Source organism: Serratia grimesii (assembly GCF_900186025.1).
Lineage (GTDB): Bacteria > Pseudomonadota > Gammaproteobacteria > Enterobacterales > Enterobacteriaceae > Serratia > Serratia grimesii.
Genome location: NZ_LT883155.1, coordinates 1,700,239 through 1,718,729 on the forward strand (window position 1 = coordinate 1,700,239; position 18,491 = coordinate 1,718,729).

General features: G+C 54.7%; 18 protein-coding genes and 1 other annotated feature. Of the genes, 5 read left to right on the plus strand and 13 right to left on the minus strand.

Annotated elements, in window-relative coordinates:
* Positions 1–4: 4 nt before the first annotated feature.
* The 6 genes from hisH to hisL all read right to left on the minus strand — a co-directional run bounded on the left by hisH (position 5) and on the right by hisL (position 5,175).
* On the minus strand, positions 5–595 hold the full coding sequence (gene hisH, locus SGBXF1_RS07930; RefSeq protein ID WP_037420102.1) for an imidazole glycerol phosphate synthase subunit HisH: 591 nt from the start codon (positions 593–595) through the stop codon (positions 5–7).
* Positions 595–1,662, minus strand: a complete 1,068-nt coding sequence (hisB, locus tag SGBXF1_RS07935; RefSeq protein ID WP_061807145.1) for a bifunctional histidinol-phosphatase/imidazoleglycerol-phosphate dehydratase HisB — start codon at positions 1,660–1,662, stop codon at positions 595–597. Before hisB ends, hisH begins: the two co-directional genes overlap by 1 nt.
* Entirely contained in the window at positions 1,659–2,747 is a 1,089-nt protein-coding gene (hisC, locus tag SGBXF1_RS07940) for a histidinol-phosphate transaminase (RefSeq protein ID WP_061807147.1), read from the minus strand. Before hisC ends, hisB begins: the two co-directional genes overlap by 4 nt.
* Positions 2,744–4,051, minus strand: coding sequence for a histidinol dehydrogenase (gene hisD, locus SGBXF1_RS07945; protein WP_186428135.1), 1,308 nt, complete (start codon positions 4,049–4,051; stop codon positions 2,744–2,746). Before hisD ends, hisC begins: the two co-directional genes overlap by 4 nt.
* Before the next feature lie 4 nt (positions 4,052–4,055).
* Positions 4,056–4,955, minus strand: coding sequence for an ATP phosphoribosyltransferase (gene hisG, locus SGBXF1_RS07950; RefSeq protein WP_012006049.1), 900 nt, complete (start codon positions 4,953–4,955; stop codon positions 4,056–4,058).
* A 70-nt stretch (positions 4,956–5,025) separates the two neighbouring features.
* Positions 5,026–5,152: a sequence feature (His leader region), on the minus strand.
* On the minus strand, positions 5,128–5,175 hold the full coding sequence (gene hisL / locus SGBXF1_RS07955) for a his operon leader peptide (protein ID WP_101495319.1): 48 nt from the start codon (positions 5,173–5,175) through the stop codon (positions 5,128–5,130). (Overlaps the previous feature by 25 nt.)
* Before the next feature lie 229 nt (positions 5,176–5,404).
* On the opposite strand from hisL, the gene SGBXF1_RS07960 reads away from it, so the two are divergent.
* The gene (locus SGBXF1_RS07960) at positions 5,405–6,229 is read left to right on the plus strand and encodes an SDR family oxidoreductase (RefSeq protein ID WP_037420092.1); all 825 of its coding nucleotides are present in this window, start codon (positions 5,405–5,407) and stop codon (positions 6,227–6,229) included.
* Positions 6,230–6,289: 60 nt separating this feature from the next.
* On the opposite strand, the gene SGBXF1_RS07965 is transcribed toward SGBXF1_RS07960, so the two are convergent.
* A complete protein-coding gene (locus tag SGBXF1_RS07965; protein WP_186428136.1) occupies positions 6,290–7,204 on the minus strand; it encodes a LysR family transcriptional regulator in 915 nt (304 codons plus the stop codon).
* 248 nt (positions 7,205–7,452) lie between these two features.
* Here SGBXF1_RS07965 and speB point away from each other — a divergent pair, with 248 nt between their 5' ends.
* Positions 7,453–8,385, plus strand: a complete 933-nt coding sequence (speB, locus tag SGBXF1_RS07970) for an agmatinase (protein WP_186428137.1) — start codon at positions 7,453–7,455, stop codon at positions 8,383–8,385.
* A gap of 73 nt (positions 8,386–8,458) precedes the next feature.
* Positions 8,459–9,841: a sodium:solute symporter family protein gene (locus SGBXF1_RS07975; RefSeq protein ID WP_186428138.1), complete on the plus strand. Its 1,383-nt coding sequence runs from the start codon at positions 8,459–8,461 to the stop codon at positions 9,839–9,841.
* 40 nt (positions 9,842–9,881) lie between these two features.
* Here SGBXF1_RS07975 and corA read toward each other — a convergent pair whose 3' ends face one another.
* Positions 9,882–10,862 (minus strand): magnesium/cobalt transporter CorA, encoded by a 981-nt coding sequence (gene corA / locus SGBXF1_RS07980; protein WP_186428139.1) that lies wholly within the window; start codon positions 10,860–10,862, stop codon positions 9,882–9,884.
* Between the two features lie 11 nt (positions 10,863–10,873).
* Complete coding sequence (locus SGBXF1_RS07985) at positions 10,874–11,293, minus strand: GNAT family N-acetyltransferase (RefSeq protein WP_037420089.1); 420 nt, start codon at positions 11,291–11,293, stop codon at positions 10,874–10,876.
* Between the two features lie 131 nt (positions 11,294–11,424).
* Between SGBXF1_RS07985 and SGBXF1_RS07990 the strand changes: the two genes are divergently transcribed.
* Entirely contained in the window at positions 11,425–12,534 is a 1,110-nt protein-coding gene (locus SGBXF1_RS07990) for a PQQ-dependent sugar dehydrogenase (protein WP_186428140.1), read from the plus strand.
* Between the two features lie 23 nt (positions 12,535–12,557).
* On the opposite strand, the gene SGBXF1_RS07995 is transcribed toward SGBXF1_RS07990, so the two are convergent.
* Together SGBXF1_RS07995 and SGBXF1_RS08000 are read right to left on the minus strand one after the other, a co-directional pair.
* Positions 12,558–13,178, minus strand: coding sequence for a glutathione S-transferase family protein (locus SGBXF1_RS07995; RefSeq protein WP_037420083.1), 621 nt, complete (start codon positions 13,176–13,178; stop codon positions 12,558–12,560).
* 161 nt (positions 13,179–13,339) lie between these two features.
* A complete protein-coding gene (locus tag SGBXF1_RS08000; RefSeq protein ID WP_186428141.1) occupies positions 13,340–13,996 on the minus strand; it encodes an HAD family hydrolase in 657 nt (218 codons plus the stop codon).
* A gap of 291 nt (positions 13,997–14,287) precedes the next feature.
* Here SGBXF1_RS08000 and SGBXF1_RS08005 point away from each other — a divergent pair, with 291 nt between their 5' ends.
* Positions 14,288–15,319: an isopenicillin N synthase family dioxygenase gene (locus tag SGBXF1_RS08005; RefSeq protein WP_186428142.1), complete on the plus strand. Its 1,032-nt coding sequence runs from the start codon at positions 14,288–14,290 to the stop codon at positions 15,317–15,319.
* 189 nt (positions 15,320–15,508) lie between these two features.
* On the opposite strand, the gene SGBXF1_RS08010 is transcribed toward SGBXF1_RS08005, so the two are convergent.
* Positions 15,509–16,654: a trans-sulfuration enzyme family protein gene (locus SGBXF1_RS08010; RefSeq protein ID WP_186428143.1), complete on the minus strand. Its 1,146-nt coding sequence runs from the start codon at positions 16,652–16,654 to the stop codon at positions 15,509–15,511.
* A 13-nt stretch (positions 16,655–16,667) separates the two neighbouring features.
* On the minus strand, positions 16,668–18,035 hold the full coding sequence (locus SGBXF1_RS08015) for a pyridoxal-phosphate dependent enzyme (protein WP_186428144.1): 1,368 nt from the start codon (positions 18,033–18,035) through the stop codon (positions 16,668–16,670).
* Between the last annotated feature and the right edge of the window lie 456 nt (positions 18,036–18,491).

The following is an 18,491-nucleotide window of genomic DNA, read 5'->3' on the forward strand; positions in this document are numbered from 1 at the left end:
CTGCCTACATCTCCAGAAAGTTTTTCAACAGTTGCGCACCGGCCGCTCCAGATCGCTCTGGATGAAACTGCACGCCGAAGAAATTGTCTTTTTGCACGGCGGCGGTGAAGGGCTCGCCGTAGTTCGCCTGGGCGATGGTGCTTGGGCATATCGGCATCGCATAGCTGTGAACGAAGTAGAAGTAAGCACCGTCTTCGATGCCGCGGAACAGGTGATGGCCTGCCTGTGCGGAAACCTGATTCCAGCCCATATGTGGCAGAGGCAGGCCGAAGTCGGTCATCTGCACCACCGGGGTATCGATAATACCCAGCGTATTGATGCCGCCGTTCTCTTCGCTGCTTTTTGCCAGCAATTGCATACCGAGGCAAATCCCCAATACCGGCTGGGTGCAGGCTTTGATCAACTCAATGAGTTCACGCTGTTCCAGTTGATCCATCGCTGCCTGCGCGGTGCCGACGCCGGGTAGAAAGAGCTTGTCGGCGCGCAACACGATCTCAGGATCACGACTGACATCGGGTTGGTAGCCCAAGCGCTGCACCGCATAGGTGACAGAGGCGAGGTTAGCGCAACCTGTATCCAGAATCACCACGTTCATCACAGCACTCCTTTCGAACTCGGGAGGGTAGTGCCCTCAACGCGGATTGCCTGGCGCAGCGTACGACCAAACACTTTGAACAGGCTTTCGACACGGTGGTGGTCGTTTTTGCCTTTGGTTTTCAGGTGCAGCGTACAACCCATGGTGTAGGACAATGAGCGGAAGAAATGTTCGACCATTTCGGTACTAAGATCGCCAACACGTTGATAGTTGAACTCGGCTTTATATTCCAGGTGTGGACGCCCGGAGATATCCAGCGCACAGCGTGCCAGGCACTCGTCCATCGGCAGCACAAAGCCGAAGCGTGCGATACCGCGTTTGTCGCCCAGCGCCTTGTTCAAGGCTTCGCCGAGCGCCAGCCCGGTATCCTCCACCGTGTGGTGATCGTCAATATACAGGTCGCCTTTCACGTCGATGTCCATACGGAAACCGCCGTGGGTGGCTATCTGATCCAGCATGTGGTCGAAGAAACCGACGCCGGTTTTGATCTTGCTGCCACCTTCACGATCCAGCCAGACGTTGACGTCGATTTGTGTTTCTTTGGTTACACGGTTAACCCGAGCGTGGCGATCTCGTTGGGTCAACTGACGAACGATCTCCTTCCAACCCAGCGTTTCACGTTGGTAACGCAATCCCTGAATGCCCATGTTTTCCGCCAACTGCACGTCGGTCGGCCGATCGCCGATCACATAGCAATGGGCAGTATCCATCACACCAGGTTCGAGGTAGCTCTTTACCAGCGCAGTTTTCGGTTTGCGGCAGTCGCAATTGTCCGCTGGAAGGTGCGGACAAATCAAAATATCGTCAAAGTGAATGCCTTGCGAACTGAGGATCTGCATCATCAGGTTGTGCGGTGGGTCGAAGGTTTCCTGCGGGAAACTGGCGGTGCCGAGCCCATCCTGATTGGTGATCATTACCAGCTGATAACCTGCCTGCTGCAAAGCCAGCAGTGAAGGGATCACGTCCGGTTCCAGCGCCAGCTTATCCAGACGATCGACCTGGAAGTCTTCTGGTGGTTCGGCAATCAGCGTACCGTCACGGTCAATAAAGAGGATTTTTTGGCTCACATTGGCTCCTGGCGAGTCTTGTTGGCGCCGGGTAGGGCAGACAGCGCGTCAACCACGCGTTGGCATTCATCACGGGTGCCTATAGTAATACGCAGGCAACCGGATAACCCGGGTTGTTTATTTTGGTCTCTTAAGATAATGCCCTGATCCCACAAGGTTTTAAACACATTACTTGAAGCAGTGAAACGTACCAGCAGGTAGTTACTGTCGCTGGTGAAAACCTGTTCGACGCAGGCACAGTTTTGCAGCGCCTGCTGTAGCCAACTGCGGTTGGCTGCAATCTCGGTAACCCGTTGACGCATCACGCGGATACCTTCGGTACTGAGTGCTTGCGCAGCGATATCTGCGACTGGGGTCGACAGTGGATAAGGGGCGATAACCTTCAGCAACAAGGCGATCAGATCTTCATTACCCAAGGTAAAACCACAACGCAAACCGGCTAACGCAAAGGCTTTGGATAAGGTACGCAGAACAGCCAAGTGTGGGTAGTCGCTCAGCCAACCAGCCACACTGGCCTGCGGGCAGAACTCGATATAGGCTTCGTCAACCGCGACGATCGCCTTGCCTTTGGCCATTTCGAGCAGAGTACGCAGATCGTTCGGGTCGATCAGGTTCCCTGTCGGATTGTTAGGGCTGCAAACATAAATCAGTTTAACGTTGTCCAGGCTGTCAGCGATAGCAGGCAAATCCAGTTGCCAATCCTGCTTGGTCGCTACAGTACGACGTTCTACACCGAAGGTTTCTGAGCTGACGGCATACATTCCGTAGGTCGGTGGGCAGAACAGAATGGCGTCTTTGCCCGGTTCGCAGAAGGCGCGGATCAGCAGTTCAATGCCTTCGTCCGCCCCACGACTGACCAGCACCTGTTCCTTTTTAACCCCTGCATAATCGGCATAGCGCTCGATTACCAGCGCCGGTTGGCACTCCGGGTAGCGGTTAAAGGTCTGCGCGGTCAGTTGGAATTCCGGGGCGATCGGGTATTCGTTGGCGTTTAACCACACGTCGCCGTTCCCCCCCAAGCGGCGGGCTGATTGATACGGGGTCAGCTCGCGAACGTTGGCGCGCGCCAGGTTTTCAATGCTCATGCTTGCTCCTTCAATGCGGCAACGCGCAGGGTTACGGCGTTTTTGTGGGCAATCAACTGCTCGGCAGCTGCCAGGGTTTCAATGGTGGCGGCCAGGTTCATAAAGCCCTGCGGCGTCAGCTCTTGTACCGTCATGCGCTTTTGGAAGTCCGCCAGCCCCAAACTGGAGCAGGTGGCGGTGTAACCATAGGTCGGCAGTACGTGGTTGGTGCCGGATGCATAGTCACCGGCAGACTCCGGTGACCAGTCACCGAGAAACACCGAACCGGCGCTGGTGATGCTGTCGACCAGAGCGCGGGCGTCGCGGGTCTGAATGATCAGGTGTTCCGGACCATATTGATTGCTGATGTCTACGCATTCAGCCAAATCTTTGGTGACGATCAATCGGCTACTGGCCAGCGCCTGACGTGCAGTTTCGGCGCGTGGTAATTGTGCCAGTTGCTGTTCTACGGCATCGCGGACTGCCTGCGCCATTGCGGCATCGGGGGTTAACAAGATCACCTGCGAGTCCGGGCCGTGCTCTGCCTGCGACAGCAGATCCGAGGCAACGAATGCCGGGGTGGCACCAGCATCGGCGATCACCAGCACTTCGGAAGGGCCGGCTGGCATATCGATGGCAGCCCCGTCCAGCCGTTGGCTGATTTGGCGTTTGGCTTCGGTAACAAAGGCATTGCCCGGCCCGAAGATTTTCGCCACGCGTGGTACGGAGTCGGTACCGAAAGCCATGGCGGCAATTGCCTGCGCGCCACCGACCTGAAAAACTTCTTTGACGCCGCACAGTTGTGCAGCATACAAAATTTCATCGGCAATCGGCGGCGGTGAACACAGCACTACGCGACGGCAACCGGCGATACGTGCCGGTGTTGCCAGCATCAATACGGTAGAAAACAGCGGCGCGGAGCCGCCGGGAATATACAGACCGACTGAATCGATCGGGCGGGTTACTTGCTGGCAACGCACGCCCGGCTGGGTTTCCACATCAACCGGTGGCAGTTGTTGTGCATTGTGGAAAGTCTCCACATTAGCGACCGCTACGGCCATCGCCTGTTTGATCTCATCACCCAGGCGGGCGCTGGCAGCGGCTATTTGCTCTGCGGTGACGCGCAGTGCACCAACTTCGGTTTTATCAAATTTGGCGCTGTAATCGCGCAACGCTTGATCGCCATTGGCCTTCACGTTGTCGAGGATTTCGCTCACCGTGCGGGTGATGCTGTCCGAGGCGGAGATTGCCGGACGCATCAGCAATGCTGTGCGCTGTTCGGCGCTGCAGTCTGCCCAGTTGACCAGAGTATTGAAGTTCGACATGGCCTTACTCCATCATCTTCTCAATAGGCAACACCAGGATCGAGCTGGCACCGAGCGCTTTCAGTTTTTCCATGGTTTCCCAGAACAGGGTTTCGCTACTGACCATGTGCATTGCGACGCGGTTTTGCGCACCGGCCAGAGGCAGAATGGTTGGGCGTTCGGCACCCGGCAGCAGCGCGACGATTTCGTCCAGGCGCTCACTTGGCGCGTGCAGCATGATGTACTTGGATTCACGCGCCTGGATCACGCCTTGAATACGGGTCATCAGGCGGTCGATCAATTGCTGTTTGGCTTCCGGCATTTCGCCATCGCGTTGGATCAGGCAGGCTTTCGAGCGATAGATGACTTCAACTTCACGCAGGCCGTTAGCCTCCAGCGTGGCGCCGGTGGAAACCAGGTCACAAATGGCGTCGGCCAAACCGGCACGCGGGGCGACTTCAACTGAACCGTTCAGCAGGCAGGACTTGAAACGTACGCCTTGTTTATCGAGGTACTGTTTCAACAAGTGCGGGTAAGAGGTTGCGATGCGGGCGTCTTGCAGGCTTTGCGGGCCGGTATATTCACTGTCGAGTGAGGTTGCCAGTGACAGTCGGCAACCACCGAAGTCCAGGCGACGTAGCGTGAAGTAGCGCGGGTCTTCGCCCTGAGCGCGGCGAGTGAGCAGCTCTTCTTCCAGCACGTTCTCACCAATAATGCCCAGATCAACCACGCCGTCCATCACCAGGCCCGGGATATCGTCATCACGTACGCGCAGGATATCAATCGGCATATTCTCTGCGAAGGCAATCAAGCGCTGTTGCTGCAGGTTGATTTTGATGCCACAGCGCGCCAGCAACTCCTGGGATTCATCACTCAGGCGGCCCGACTTCTGCATTGCTATCCGTAAACGTGTTTTGTCCAGCATGGTAACCTCTGTTTAATCTGTAAATTTATGAATTTATTTTAAAAATTATTTTTTCTGTCTGTCCAAAGCCAAAAAAAAACCCTCGGAAGAAATCTTCCGAGGGCTCTCTCTTGCATTCTGCGCGCCACTGGAAGATTAAAAAACCGTCTTCCAGCACACATCGCCTGAAAGACTAGTCAGGATGATGGTGATGATGGTGGCTGAACTGAATGCGTGTCATGGTGTTTTCTCTGTATAAAGTCGCTACAAACTCAATTGCTAATTAACCTAAACTATCCGTCGTCATTCACGCAACCCTTTTTTATCGTCATAAATTTAATTTATTGAAACGGGTTGAGTTATTAGCTATACGCGGTTTTACCTAAGCTTAAGCAGGGTGGATTGTATCACTACACGGAGTGGCGTAGCCTTAACGGGTAAAGCGCTGCAATCTTCAAGAGAGGAAGATAATGAAAAAGGTCGCCATTATTGGTTTGGGTTGGCTGGGAATGCCGTTGGCCCTGTCGCTGATGAGCCGTGGGTTTGACGTCGTTGGCAGTAAAACGACGCCAGACGGCGTTGAAGCCGCGCGGATGAGCGGAATTGAATGCTATCAGCTGGAAATGACGCCAGAGCTGATTTGCGAACCGGACGATTTAGAGCCGCTGCTGCGTGTTGACGCGCTGGTGATAACGTTGCCGGCCCGCCGCACGGTTGAAGGCAGCGAGAACTATTTTAATGCGGTGCGCATGCTGGTGGACAGCGCGATGGCTTTCGGTGTGCCACGCATCCTGTTTACCAGTTCTACCTCGGTATACGGTGAAACCACAGGTACGGTACGTGAAGATTCACCGCTGAAGCCGGTGTCACCTTCTGGGCAAGTGTTGGCTGAGCTGGAGCGCTGGTTGCATGAGTTACCAAACACCTCGGTGGATATTTTGCGTCTGGCAGGTTTGGTGGGGGTAGATCGCCATCCAGGACGTTTTCTTGCAGGTAAAGTCGATGTCAAGGGGGGCTCACAAGGGGTCAATCTGGTGCATCAGGACGATGTAATTGCCGCCATCCAACTGTTATTAAAATTGCCGAAAGGCGGTCATGTTTATAACTTGTGCGCACCGGGCCACCCGACAAAGCGCGAGTTTTACCCGGCGTTGGCTGAACAGTTACACCTGACACCACCGCAGTTTGCTGTCGAAGCTGAGCAAGATGGGCGGTTGGTCGACGGCAGCCGTATCAGTAATGAGTTGGGGTTTGAGTATCAATACCCTGACCCTGCACGTATGCCGCTAAATTAATCGTTTGAATAAGCCCTGCCGATTGCGGGGCATTTTTTTATGCTGTTCGCACGGTGGTTATTACATCAACGCCATAGCAACTGAAATCTCTCCGGCGCGCTGCAAATCCTCCAGCAATGCGCTCAGTGCCTCCTTCGGCAATCCCGGTCGGGTCACCAGACTCAATGCTGCCTGATAAGACAGCGCTTGCCCCCCCAGCTGTTTCAATACGCCTTGTTCTACCCAACGTGCAGCGTAATGGGTGGGCAGGTAACCGAGATACTCGCCGCTGAGCACCAAATGAGCGACCCCTTCCATATGATGGGCGACGGCGCCAAGGTTTAACGGTGCCAGCGGACAAAGTTGCTGTGCCAACAAATAGCCACGTTTAACCCAGCGTGCATTTTCAATCTGTTCACGCCCCGGTTGCTCCAGTGTAAACAGCGGGTGATCGCTGCTGCAATAAACCGCCTGCGTCTCTGCTATCCAGGGCTGATACTGCAACTCGTCCAACTGCTGACCGAAATAACCGATGCCCAAATCGAGCTGCTGATTCAGCAGACCCTGTTCCAGTTCGCCGGGGGCGCAAATGCGGCACTGCAACTGCACATCCTGATGGCGGCGTTGAAACTGTTTGATGGCATGGCTGAAGGGATTGCCCGGCAGCGACACCAGATTATCTACCAGGCCAATCTGCAAATCCCCGGTCAGCAGGCCGTTCAGGGACTGACTGACGCGGGTAAAGTCACGAGCGGCGTTGAACAGGGTGCGGCAGGCGATCAGCATGCGTTCACCTTTCGGCGTCAGCATAAAACCGGAGCGGCCCCGCTGACACAGACGAAATCCCAGCCGGGTCTCCAGGGTGGCGAGATGGGTGCTGATGGTCGACTGGTTCATCAGCAACGTTTCCTGGGCAGCGCTGACGCCATGGGCTTCGGCGACGGCGACGAAGACCCGCAGCAGCCGCAAATCAATATCGCTTAGGTTGGTGAGCATCCGTTCCTCCGCAGTAATAGCGCGTAATTAACCATTTTATAACACCCCGAAAATGAAGCTGGTAGCCGTCAATCTGTCTGTTTATGTCACGAATGTTAAATAAAATACAATTTTTCAATGCGTTACAAATCATCGGCGTTTTCAATGCTTACATCCGAAAGATGGAATGGTAGCCCTGTCAGGGGGCGGGTAGCCTGTAATTGTTATCCAAATGTTGAAATTATCTGATAGCCGAATAAGGAAAGATCATGCTGAATCAACCCCAAAGCGGTAACGATATGCCGCGTTTTGCCGGCATCCCTACCATGATGCGTCTCCCCGTAGCTGATGATGCACGAGGTCTAAATGCGGCCTTCGTCGGTATTCCCCTCGATATTGGTACCTCAAACCGCAGCGGCACGCGCTATGGACCGCGGCAAATCCGTCAGGAATCGGTGATGATCCGCCCTTACAACATGGGCACCGCTGCCGCTCCTTTTGAACGGCTGCAGGTTGCCGACCTGGGGGATGTCGCCATCAATCCTTACAGCCTGGAAGACAGCGTTCGCCGCATTGAGCTGGCCTATAACGGCATTCTGGCCCACGGCTGCATTCCACTGACGCTGGGGGGCGACCATACGTTGACGTTGCCTGTCCTGCGTGCCATGGCCAGCCGATATGGGCCGGTCGGATTAATTCACGTGGATGCTCACTCAGACACCAACGAAGAGATGTTTGGGGAAAAGTTGGCGCACGGAACGACTTTCCGGCGAGCCTTTGAAGAGGGGCTATTGCAGCCACAAAAGATCATTCAGATTGGCCTGCGCGGCAGCGGCTATGAGGCCGATGATTTTGATTGGTCGCGTAAACAGGGATTCCGCGTGGTCCCGGCAGAAGCCTGCTGGTACCGCTCGTTGGCACCGCTGATGGCGGAAGTGCGCGAGCAGATGGGCAATGCGCCGGTTTACCTCAGTTTCGACATCGACGGTCTGGATCCGGCATTTGCACCGGGTACCGGCACCCCGGAGGTCGGTGGGCTGTCAGTCTGGCAGGGGCTGGAAATTGTCAGAGGCTGCCGGGGACTGAATCTGGTCGGCAGCGACGTGGTGGAGGTCTCGCCGCCTTACGATCGTTCCGGCAACACCGCGCTACTGGCGGCCAACCTGTTGTTTGAAATGCTGTGCGTACTGCCTGAGCGATAAGGCGACGGCGATAACCTGATCGGCGGAGCCGTTGCGCCTGATACCGAATAATAACAAGCATGCGGAGTGACCGATGAATCTCGACCTGCTGGTAGTGGTGTTTTACTTTTTGGTGATAGGGGCGGTGGGTTGGCTTGGCGTTCGCCGGGCCACCACCAAGGAAGATTATCTGGTGGCCGGCCGCAATCTGGGGCCCTGTTTATACCTGGGTACGCTGTCCGCCGTGGTGCTTGGCGGCGCGTCTACCATTGGCAGCGTTAAGCTGGGTTACACCTATGGGATCTCGGGCGTGTGGCTTTGTGGTGCGCTGGGCGCGGGGATTGTGGTGTTGAGCATGGTGTTGGCCAAACCGCTGCTCAAGCTAAAGCTCTACACCGTCAGCCAGGTGCTGGCGCGGCGCTATCATCCGGCCGCCAGGGTCACCAGCGGTGCCATTATGCTGGCTTATGACCTGATGGTGGCGGTGACCTCGATTATTGCTATCGGCAGTGTGATGCAGGTGATGTTTGATTTGTCGTTCACCGCTTCGATTCTGCTCGGTGGCGGTTTGGTGGTGCTTTATTCCACGCTGGGCGGCATGTGGTCACTGACGCTAACCGACATCATTCAGTTTATCATCATGACTGTCGGCATGATGCTGGTGTTGATGCCGATGAGCATCGTCAAGGCAGGTGGCTGGGCGGCGTTCAGTCACCTGTTGCCGGACAGCTACTACCAGTTGTCGTCGATCGGGCTTGATACCATCCTGGTGTTCTTCCTGATCTATTTCTTCGGTATTCTGATTGGTCAGGATATCTGGCAGCGGGTATTTACTGCCCGTAGCACCAATATTGCTCGCTATGCCGGGTTGGGGGCTGGGGTGTACTGCGTGCTGTATGGGGTGGCCGGCGCTCTGATTGGCATGGCCGGCAAGTTGGTGCTGCCGCAACTGACCAATACCGACGGCGCTTTTGCCGCCATTGCTCAGGCGGTGCTGCCGCCGGGCGTTAGCGGGCTGGTGGCTGCGGCGGCGTTGGCAGCGCTGATGTCGACGGCCAGCGCCTGTCTGTTGGCGTCCTCAACCATCGCGCTGGAAGATGTATTGCCAGCTGTCCGCAAGCGGCCCTCCGGTGGGCTGGTGGCCGGGCGCTTCACAACCTTTGTTATGGGCTGCATTATGTTGGGACTGGCGTTTGTGGTGCGAGACGTGATGATGGCGCTGACGCTGGCTTATAACCTGCTGGTGGGCGGTATGTTGATCCCGCTGATCGGTGCGATTTTCTGGCAACGTGCCACCAGCACCGGTGCTATCGCCAGCATGCTGACCGGCAGTCTGAGCGTATTGGCACTGATGTATTACCATGGCATTGAGGCCAACAGCCCGATCTACGGTGGTCTGTTGGCGGGCGGGGCGGCTTTTCTGATTGGCAGCCTGTTGACCCGGGCAAGCCCACAGCCGCAGGTGCAGCCGGAATAATGGGTAGCCATGGGGCTGTGTATGACAGCCCCGTTATTGGCTAGAGCCAGCCGGATTTTTTCAGTTTCTGATACAGGAAGAAGCAGCCGACGGCGGTCACCCCGAGGATGGTGTGATAAGCCCACGGGAACTTCAGTTCCGGCATATTGGCGAAGTTCATGCCATACAGACTGAATATTACCGTTGGGATCGCCAGAATTGCCCCCCAGCCTGCGAGCCGTTTCACCACTTCGTTCTGTTTCACGGTGACGAGGGCCAGATTGACGTGCATCGCGTTGGTCAGCATTTCGCGCATATCGTCAATGTTGCTGACCACCTGGCGTGCGTGGTCCTGCACGTCGCGCACATAGGCGCGCAATTCTTTTGGGATCACCTCTTCATGCAGGCGAATTAGCTGGTTGCAGATTTCCTCCATTGGCATTGCCGCATTGCGCAGCGCCAGCAGATGCCGCCTTAGCGTATAAACATTCTCAATGGCGGCTTCGTCAAACTCAGATTTGAACATGTTGGCTTCGATGGCTTCGATATCTGCCTCGAACTTCGCTACCACGCTGCGGTAGTTATCCACCACAAAGTCCATCACTGAGTACAATGCAAAACCCGGCCCGCGGCACATTTGTTTATGGTTTTCTTCAGCCTTGGCACGAATTGGCGCGTAGCTGGGGGATGCACCATGGCGCACCGTGACCAGGAAATTCTTGCCCACGAAAAAGTGTGTTTCACCGTACTCGACTCCGTCTTTGCCCCACTGTGCGGTTTTGACCACGATAAACAATGAATCACCGTAGGTTTCGAGTTTCGGTCGCTGGTGGGCGCACAATGCGTCCTCAATTGCCAGATCATGCAGCCCAAACTCTTCCTGCACCTTGCGCATAAAGGCGTCTTCCGGCTGCCATAAACCGAGCCAGACAAAGGTATCCGGCTGTTTGACCACCTCACTGATGTCGTCAATGGTCACTTCACCTAGCCGTTTACCGGCTTTGTATGCCACGCAGTTCACAACCATGGTTGTGGTTTCCATCAGGTCACCTGTTATTCAGTCAGTGTTTTGGTAAGAAAGTAGCACTCATGCTCTGTTGGGTAATTTTTCAGTGTCATCTGCAGTTGATAGCCGAGCTTCTCGTAGAAGGGGCGCGCCTGAAAACTGAAAGTATCTAAACGAACGTAACGACAGCCACGTGCAATAGCTTCTTGTTCAGCTGCCAGCAGTACTTTACGGCCCAACCCGCTACCACGCTGCGAGTCCGCCACCCACAACCAATCAACGCTTAGCCAATTGCCCCAGGTTTCGGCTGTCACCCCGGCGATAACTTCGCCAGCATCATTCTGGCTGTAGACAGCAAGCGGCTTACGCTGAGTCGGGTCAATGTACGGGCTATTGTGCGCTCTCAGGCCTCTGCTGATGGCGTCTCGGACTTCTTCGCTGAGTGAATCGGTTACTGTAATGTGCATACATCCTCCTTGTTTATCCGTTAACTTAAGCACAGTCTGGCTAAAAGGCAACATATTGAAAATTAAAACAAACGTTGCAAGTGGTCTGCTGGACTACACTGAATGAACCCGTTTCTATCCAGGAGGATGCCATGCGGAGATTCGCCATGATGATTGCACTGCTGCTATTTAGCGGTTTGCTGCATGCTGCGCTGAAGGTTACGCAATTACAGGATAAATTAGAGCACCCTTGGTCGCTGGCATTTTTGCCTGGTGAGCAGAGCATGTTAATCACAGAACGACCGGGCCGTCTGCGGTTGTGGCAACAGGATAAAGGTTTGTCAGCGCCAATTATCGGTGTGCCACAGGTGTATGCAGAAGGCCAGGGCGGGTTGCTTGAAGTGCTGTTAGCGCCAGACTTTGCTGACAGCAGACGAGTCTACCTCAGCTTTGCCGAAGTGGGTGAGAACGGTAAGGCGGGGACGGCAGTGGGCTATGGTCGGCTAAGTGCCGACAACCGGCGACTGGAAAATTTCAGGGTGATTTTCCGTCAGCAACCGAAACTGTCGGTCGGTAATCACTTCGGTGGCAAGTTGGCATTTGATCGTCAGGGCTACCTGTTTATTGCTTTAGGCGAAAATAATCAGCGGCCGACGGCACAGGATCTGGACAAGTTGCAGGGCAAGATCGTGCGGTTAACTGCCGACGGGGCGGTACCACCGGATAATCCGTTTGTTGGCCAGGCGGACAAAGGGGCCGAAATCTGGTCCTATGGTCACCGTAACCCACAGGGCTTGGCACTGAATCCCTGGAGTGGCGTCATTTGGGAGCATGAGCACGGTCCGCGCGGTGGTGATGAGATCAATCTTCCGCAGGCAGGAAAAAACTACGGTTGGCCGATCGCCACTTACGGTATCAATTACTCCGGACTGGCGATCCCAGAGGCGCAGGGGCAAAAAGTGGCAGGTACCGAACAGCCATTACATTACTGGCCGGTGTCGCCAGGGATCAGCGGCATGGCCTTCTATGACGGCAAACGCTTTGCTGATTGGCAAGGGTCTTTGTTTATTGGCGCGCTGGCGCAAGAGGCGTTGATTCGTCTAACACTACAGGGTGATAAGGTAATTGCTGAACAACGGCTACTGGAAGAGCGTGGGGAACGCATTCGTGAGGTGCGGACCGGGCCGGATGGCTATCTTTATCTATTAACCGATTCGAGTAATGGAAAGTTGCTACGGGTTGGGTTGACTGAGAAATCATAGCGCCCCAGAGGGGCGCATAAAACTCAGGTTAGCTCACTCATTACACCGCGTTGGTAAGCTGGGCGTTCGGTCAGTTTCTGGTACCAACGCTCCATGTTCGGGCGTGGTTGGCGCGTAATCGGCATGGAGAACCAGGCGTAAGCAAAGCTACCCAGTGGGATGTCGCCAATACCGAACGACTCACCGGAAAGATAAGGCTGACGGCCCAACGTTTCTTCCACGATGTCGAAGTGCTTTTCCAGCGTGGCGATCGCCGCTTCAATCTTGGCCATGTCGCGCAGTTCCGGCTTGGTACGTACCAGGCCCCAGAACACCACGCTAAAGTGGCTGACAATGGTAGCGGTGGTCCAGTCCATCCATTTTTCTGCACTGGCACGAGCCTGTAGGTCCTGCGGGTAGAATGGCTCGCTGCCATATTTAGCCGCCAGATAGCGGACTATGGTATTGGACTCCCACAGCACGAAATCATCGTCTTGCAGCAGTGGCACCAGACCGTTCGGATTCAATGAACGGTAGAGTTCATCGTTCACCTTACCGAATGCACCACCGGCATTAATGTGGGCGTAATTCAGCTCTAACTCGGCTGCGCACCACAGTACTTTCCTGACGTTATTCGAATTTTCTCGACCCCAAATGGTCAGCATAGAACGCCTCTTTATGTGGGTTAATTGACCTAAGCTGTTATACCTGTTGCCTTTCAAGCTGCAGGTATCTGGCTGCAACTTGAAATTCATAGGGTATATACGTACGCCACAATTGTGCGGTTGTCACACTGGAAGGCATTTTTTGCCGACGGTGACGATATTTAGCGTTCCCAGCGGCAGATTTCCCAACCGTGCTCAACGGCCAGCGCGTTGAGTTCACTGTCTGGGTTAATCACCGTAGCGCTGTCGACATATTGCAGCATGGCTTTGTCGTTAAGTGAGTCGCTGTAACCGTGGCTGTGTTCAAAGATCAATTCCGGGTGTTCTGCCAGCCACTGTTTCAAACGGGTCACTTTGCCCTGTTGGTAAGTCATCGTGCCGTAGGTGTTGCCGGTGAAGCGGTCGTCTTGCACTTCGACACCAATCGCCAGTGCGCCATCAGCACCGAGCTGCTCGGCAATCGGGGCCACCAGATGTTCACCGGTGGCGGAAATAACCAGAATGCAGTCACCGCGCTCGCGGTGCCACAACAGCCGCTCACGGGCGGACGGGTAGACACGCGGCAGAATATCGCGACGGATATAACGTTGTACCCAACCGGCAACCGTTTGGGTACTCATGCCGGTCAGGGGGGCCAGGGTGGCTTGCATGTAGTCCTCCATGGACAGCTTTCCCTGGTAATAGAGCTGCATGAGCTGCTGTTCCTGCTGTTCCAGTTCTGCCGGCGCAAACCCCTCGGCGACCAGCCAGCGGATCCACAGGCTGGCGCTGTCATCATCAATCAGGGTTTCATCCAGGTCGAATAAGGCTAAATCCATCAGTATTTCTCCGGCATGCAGGGAGGGAAATGAGGTGTATACAGAATAGCGGATACCCTAAGCCGCCAGCCAGTGGCGACAACGAAATTGCGCAGAGCATAAGAAACATTGATGACAGTTTTGCGACACTTTGTTGAACGTTTGCATAACTTAGAACGCAACAATATTGGCTCGGTTCTTTGGCAGGGTGGTAACTATAGGGTAATGCACTGGCCATCCAGGAGTTAAAGATGCTGATAATTCGCCTTTATACCGGTCCGATTTTTGTCGGGAATGATGAGGAACAGGATAATGAAACGACCACCACTGACGCTGAAGACACTGCCGCTGCTGGATCTTTCGCAGCTTGATGGTGATGCGCGTCAGCGGCAGGCGTTTCTTGACAGGCTGCGTGTTGCGGCACGCGACGTCGGCTTTTTTTATCTGCGTGGGCATGGCATTGATAGCGCCCTCAATACGCAACTGCAACAGCGGGCCAGGCAGTTTTTTGCCTTACCGGAAGCCGAGAAATTGGCGGTACAAATGGTGCGATCGCCGCACTTTCGCGGCTATAACCGCGCTGCGGACGAACTGACTCGAGGACAACCGGATTGGCGCGAACAGTTCGACATCGGCGCAGAACGCCCTGCGCTGCAATTGGCGTATGAAACGCCGCGTTGGGCGCGTTTACAGGGGCCGAATCAATGGCCTGAAGCGCTGCCTGAACTGAAACCCTTGTTGTTGCAGTGGCAGCAAGCGATGACCGTGATGTCGTTGCGCCTGCTGCGTGCCTTCGCGTTAGCACTTTCATTACCGGAACACGCATTTGATTCGCTCTACGGCGATAAACCCAATGAACATATCAAACTGATACGGTATCCGGGACGTGAGGCCACCACCAGCGGGCAAGGGGTGGGGGCCCATAAGGACTCTGGCTTTCTTAGCTTTTTACTGCAGGACCGGCAGAAAGGTTTGCAGGTTGAAATTGATGAAGGACGGTGGGTAGACGCGGAACCGCGCGAAGATACTTTTGTGGTCAATATCGGCGAATTACTGGAGCTGGCGACCAATGGCTATCTACGTGCCACGGTACATCGGGTGGAAACGCCGCCCGCCGGGAGTGATCGTCTGTCGATAGCCTTCTTCCTCGGGGCTCGGCTTGACGCTGTGGTGCCACTGTATCAACTGCCTGCACATCTGGCGGCCGAGGCTCACGGCCCGGTTAGCGATCCGCATAATCCGCTGCTACGCGATGTGGGCTTTAACTACCTGAAGGGGCGAATTCGTTCTCACCCTGATGTGGCGCAACGCTATTATCAGGATGTTATTGGTGCCGGAATTTGAAAAACAAAAGGTCCGAATTCAAACGACTGATAATGTCGGTTATTAGGGAGAGCGTGCCGAAGGGGTCGTAGCAGCTTTAGCTGCCAGAGTGCCCCTCGGTGCGCCAGGCCCGGGTATATCAAACTGAAAGGCAACGGAAAAAGGTCTGGCACCTAGCCAGGCCTTCCCATTTTAACCCGAGGGCTACGATTACTCCGCCAGAGCCTGTTGCAGATCAGCAATCAGATCTTCCGTATCTTCAATGCCCACCGACAAACGCAGCAACTGTGGTGTGATGCCGGTTTTCAAGCGTTGCTCCAATGGGATCGACGCATGGGTCATGCTGAAAGGTTGACTGATCAGGCTTTCCACACCCCCCAAGCTTTCTGCCAGCGTGAACAGGTGTGAGCGCTTAATGACCCGACGTGCGAAGGCATCGTCACCTTTCAATCGTACCGAAATCATACCGCCAAAACTGCGCATCTGTTTTGTTGCCAGTGCATGCTGCGGGTGGCTCGGCAGGCCCGGGTAGTAGACTTCTTCCACCTGCGGCTGGTTTTCCAACCACTGAGCGATATGCAAGGCGCTTTGGCTGTGGCGTTCCATACGTAGTGCCAGCGTACGGATGCCGCGCAGCGTCAGGAAGCTGCTGAATGGATCAAGAATGCCGCCTACCGCGTTCTGCAAAAAGCCAAGCTGTTCGGCCAATTCTGGGTTATCCCCTACGGCCGCAACCCCTGCAACCACATCGGAATGGCCGTTGAGGTATTTAGTTGCAGAATGCACCACGACATCAAAACCAAGATCCAGCGGGCGCTGAATGTAAGGTGAGGCGAAGGTGTTGTCTGCTACGCTGATCAAACCGTGCTTTTTGGCGATGGTAGCGATGGCGCTCAGATCGGCCAGTTTCAGTAGCGGGTTGGTCGGCGTTTCCACCCAGATCATTTTTGTATCTGGTTCAATGGCTTGTTCCAGGGCAGCAATGTCTGCTGGGGAAACATAGGTAACGCGCAAGCCGGCAGTACGGCTACGTACTTTTTCCAGTAAGCGGTAGGTACCGCCGTATAAGTCGTCAACAGCCACTAAATGGCTACCCTGATCGAGCAATTCCAATACCGTTGAGCAGGCAGCCAGGCCGGAAGCAAAGGCATAACCGCGGCTGCCGCCTTCCAGTTCAGCAATGGCGCTTTCTAATGCGGTACGCGTTGGGTTGGCGCTGCGTGAATACTCGTAACCAGTATGCTCACCCGGTGCTGGCTGGGCATAGGTGGATGTGGCATAAATAGCAGGCATTACTGCCCCAGTAGCGTCCGGCGTGTAGCCGGCATGAACGGTCAACGTATCAAACTTGGCCATACAATCATCCTTATTAACGTAATTTTTGGCGCCAGGCGTTAAGTACGTCTGTGCGGGTAATCAAACCGAGGAAGCGTTCGCCATCGAGTACCACAGCGACGTGCCCGTGATTAAAGGTGGCGAGCAAATCCTGATAACTGGCTTCTTTTTGCAACGTCTTGACCGAATGGGTCATGGCGCGGGTGGCGGGTAGGCTGAAGTGGTTGGCATCCGCCTGTACGGCATTGAGTAGATCCCATTCGTCGATCAGACCGACCACGCGATCGCCTTCCAGTACCGGTAATTGCGAGATGTCATACAGACGCATACGGGCATGAACGATCGCCAGAGTGTCTTCCGGTGCTACCGATACCGCAGCACCTTCGTCATGACGGTAGGCGATCAGATCGCGTAGATCGCCATGCTGTGGTTTGCTTAACAGACCTTGTTCCAGCATCCAGTGGTCGTTATACATTTTAGACAGGTATTTATTGCCGCTGTCGCAGACGAACGTGACCACGCGTTTTGGTTCAGTCTGTGCCTGGCAATAGCGCAATGCGGCTGCCAACAGTGTGCCGGTGGATGACCCCGCCAGCACACCTTCTTTGCGTAACAGATCGCGCGCAGTAGTGAACGCCTCGGCGTCGCCGATACGGTAGGCATTACGTACTTGATTGAAGTCGCTCAGTGGTGGAATGAAATCTTCGCCGATGCCTTCTACCAGCCAACTGCCAGCCTCACCGATCTGGCAGTTATCGAGATAGTCCGCCAGGATTGAACCTGCGGGGTCAGCCAACACAAACTCGGTCTGCGGTGATACCTCTGCGAAATATTGACTCAGCCCACCCAACGTACCACCGGAACCGACGCCGACGACGATGGCATCGACCTGGTGATCCATCTGCTGCCAAAGTTCTGGTGCGGTGGTACGGGTATGAGCGGCAGGGTTGGCCGGGTTGTTAAACTGATCGATATAGAACGCTCCGGGGATCTCGCTCGCCAGACGTTTGGCATAATCCTGATAGTAAGCCGGATGGCCTTTACCCACATCGGAACGGGTTAAGACGACGTCCACACCCAGTGCACGCAGATGGAAAATCTTCTCCCGGCTCATTTTGTCCGGCACCACCAGCACCAGCTTATACCCCTTCAGTGCTGCCACCAGGGCCAGCCCCAAACCGGTATTTCCCGCAGTGGCTTCAATAATGGTGCCGCCGGGTTGCAAGCGGCCCTCACGTTCTGCCTGTTCGATCATCGATAAGGCAACGCGATCTTTGATCGATCCGCCGGGGTTTTGATTCTCCAGCTTGACGAACAGCCGGCAGGGGCCGGTTTCGAACTGGGTCAGTTCCAACATCGGGGTGTTGCCGATCATATCGATGACGGAGTGCGGTATTGCCATGAGGATCTCCAGAATAATTCGGTTTAAAGGCCGTTATCTGGATGATAGCGCTGCAAATATGTGTATTAAAAAGAACAAATAACCTATCAATATGCATTTTTGGAATATATTAATCTAATTTGGACGTATGGATAGACAGATGTTCAGCAGTTAAGAAGTTTAGCCGTGTAGCCATGGGTGGCATAAAAAACAGGCATGCGGGTGGCTTTTCATCCAATTTTCGCCTGAGAGCGTACAGTTATGTAAAAATGCTGAAAATTCACGCTAAACCCTGCAAAAATAAGATGAATCTAATAAACTCACAGCAAGGGCATTTTTGGTGCGCCGTTCACCCGTCATGGGGCCGCAGGGAGTCTGCGGTTGGCAAACGCGTGCCGGGCTACTCTCGCTGGTTGGCTGAAAACGTGAATATGTTTGAAAGTTAACGCTATTTCAATGATTTGAATGGACACTCTG